This is a genomic window from Lysobacter sp. TAB13, from assembly GCF_052113885.1.
Classification (GTDB): Bacteria; Pseudomonadota; Gammaproteobacteria; order Xanthomonadales; family Xanthomonadaceae; genus Lysobacter; species Lysobacter gummosus.
This window is the reverse complement of the sequence record NZ_JBFRDR010000046.1, coordinates 1-2,638: the sequence shown is the minus strand read 5'-3', so window position 1 is coordinate 2,638 and position 2,638 is coordinate 1. Positions and strand designations below refer to the sequence as shown.

Annotated in this window: 1 protein-coding gene; it reads right to left on the bottom strand. The window is 66.0% G+C overall.

The features are described 5' to 3' along the window. Positions 1–2,638: beta strand repeat-containing protein (locus AB4Y92_RS25010; protein ID WP_441822076.1), on the bottom strand; the 2,638-nt coding region annotated here is incomplete at both ends.

Genomic DNA, 2,638 nt, shown 5'->3' with positions numbered 1-2,638 from the left:
CAGGTCAGGGTCTGGGTCGGCGCCAGGCCACCGGCSGGCAGCGCCGGACAGGTCACCGTGGTCTTGTCGTCGGTCACGCTGATCGCCGCGGTGATCGTGACGTTACCGGTGTTGGTGACGATGTAGGTGTACGGGATGACTTGGCCGACCGTGGCGTACGTCGTCGCGGTCGAAGCCTTATCGATCGTCATCGCACGCGTCTGCGTCGCGGTGATCGTCACCGTGTCGGTCGGCGACGTGGTGGTGCCGTCAGTCGCGCTGGCGATGTTGGTCAACGTACCGGCGTTCAGATCGGCCTGRGTCACGGTGTAATTCGCCGTGCAGGTCAGGGTCTGGGCCGGGGCCAAGCCGCCGGCCGGCAGCGCCGGGCAGGTCACCGTGGTCTTGTCGTCGGTCACGCTGATCGCCGCGGTGATCGTGACGTTGCCGGTGTTGGTGACGATGTAGGTGTACGGGATGACTTGGCCGACCGTGGCGTACGTCGTCGCGGTCGAAGCCTTGTCGATCGTCATCGCGCGCGTCTGCGTCGCGGTGATCGTCACCGTATCCGTCGGCGAGGTCGTGGTGCCGTCGGTCGCGCTGGCGATATTGGTCAACGTGCCGGCGTTCAGATCGGCCTGGGTCACGGTGTAGTTCGCCGTGCAGGTCAGAGTCTGGGTCGGCGCCAGGCCACCGGCCGGCAGCGCCGGACAGGTCACCGTGGTCTTGTCGTCGGTCACGCTGATCGCCGCGGTGATCGTGACGTTACCGGTGTTGGTGACGATGTAGGTGTACGGGATGACTTGGCCGACCGTGGCATACGTCGTCGCGGTCGAAGCCTTGTCGATCGTCATCGCGCGCGTCTGCGTCGCGGTGATCGTCACCGTATCGGTCGGCGAGGTCGTGGTGCCGTCGGTCGCGCTGGCGATGTTGGTCAACGTACCGGCGTTCAGATCGGCCTGGGTCACGCTGTAGTTCGCCGTGCAGGTCAGGGTCTGGGTCGGCGCCAGGCCACCGGCGGGCAGCGCCGGACAGGTCACCGTGGTCTTGTCGTCGGTCACGCTGATCGCCGCGGTGATCGTGACGTTACCGGTGTTGGTGACGATGTAGGTGTACGGCAGGACATCACCCACCGCGGCGTAGGTCGTCGCGGTCGAGGCCTTGTCGATCGTCATCGCACGCGTCTGCGTGGCATTGAGGGTGACGCTGTCGGTGAGGGACTGCACCGCGCCCGAGCTCGCGCTGGCGACGTTGGTCAAGGTGCCGGCGTTCAGATCCGCCTGGGTGACGTTATAGGTGGAGTTACACGTCAAGCTTTGGGTCGGCGGCAAACCGCCGGGCGGCAGCGCCGGACAGGTCACCGTGGTCTTATCGTCGGCGACCGTGATCGCCGTCGTGAGGGTCACGTTGCCGGTATTGGTGACGATGTAGGTGTACGGAATCACCTGGCCGACCGTCGCGTACGTGGTCGCAGTCGAACTCTTGGCGATCGCCAGGCCCGGATTCTGCGTCGCATTCACCGTGACGGTGTCGGTCGGCGAGGTGGTGGTGCCGTCGGTCGCGCTGGCGATATTGACGACGCTACCGGCATCCAGATCGGCCTGGGTCACGGTGTAACTGGCCGTGCAGGTCAGGGTCTGAGTCGGCGCCAGGCCACCGGCCGGCAGGGCCGGACAGGTCACCGTGGTCTTGTTGTCGGTCACGCTGATCGGCGCGGTCAGAGTCACGTTGCCGGTGTTGGTGACCAGATAGGTGTAATTCAGCGCGTCGCCTACCGCGGCGTAACCGGTCGACGTCGTGTTCTTGTCGATCGTCATCGCACGCGTCTGCGTCGCGGTGATCGTCACCGTGTCGGTTGGCGACGTGGTGGTGCCGTCGGTCGCGCTGGCGATATTGGTCAACGTGCCCGCGTTCAGATCGGCCTGGGTCACGGTGTAGTTCGCCGTGCAGGTCAGGGTCTGGGTCGGCGCCAGGCCACCGGCCGGCAGCGCCGGACAGGTCACCGTGGTCTTGTYRTCGGTCACGCTGATCGCTGCGGTGATCGTGACGTTACCGGTGTTGGTGACGATGTAGGTGTACGGGATCACCTGGCCGACCGTCGCATAGGTCGTCGCGGTCGAAGCCTTGTCGATCGTCATCGCGCGCGTCTGCGTCGCGGTGATCGTCACCGTATCCGTCGGCGAGGTCGTCGTGCCGTCGGTCGCGCTGGCGATRTTGGTCAACGTGCCGGCRTTCAGATCGGCCTGGGTCACGGTGTAGTTCGCCGTGCAGGTCAGGGTCTGAGTCGGCGCCAGGCCACCGGCCGGCAGCGCCGGACAGGTCACCGTGGTCTTGTCGTCGGTCACGCTGATCGCCGCGGTGATCGTGACGTTGCCGGTGTTGGTGACGATGTAGGTGTACGGGATGACTTGGCCGACCGYGGCATACGTCGTCGCGGTCGAAGCCTTGTCGATCGTCATCGCGCGCGTCTGCGTCGCGGTGATCGTCACCGTATCCGTCGGCGAAGTCGTGGTGCCGTCGGTCGCGCTGGCGATGTTGGTCAACGTGCCGGCGTTCAGATCGGCCTGGGTCACGGTGTAGTTCGCCGTGCAGGTCAGAGTCTGGGTCGGCGCCAGGCCACCGGCCGGCAGCGCCGGACAGGTCACCGTGGTCTTGTCGT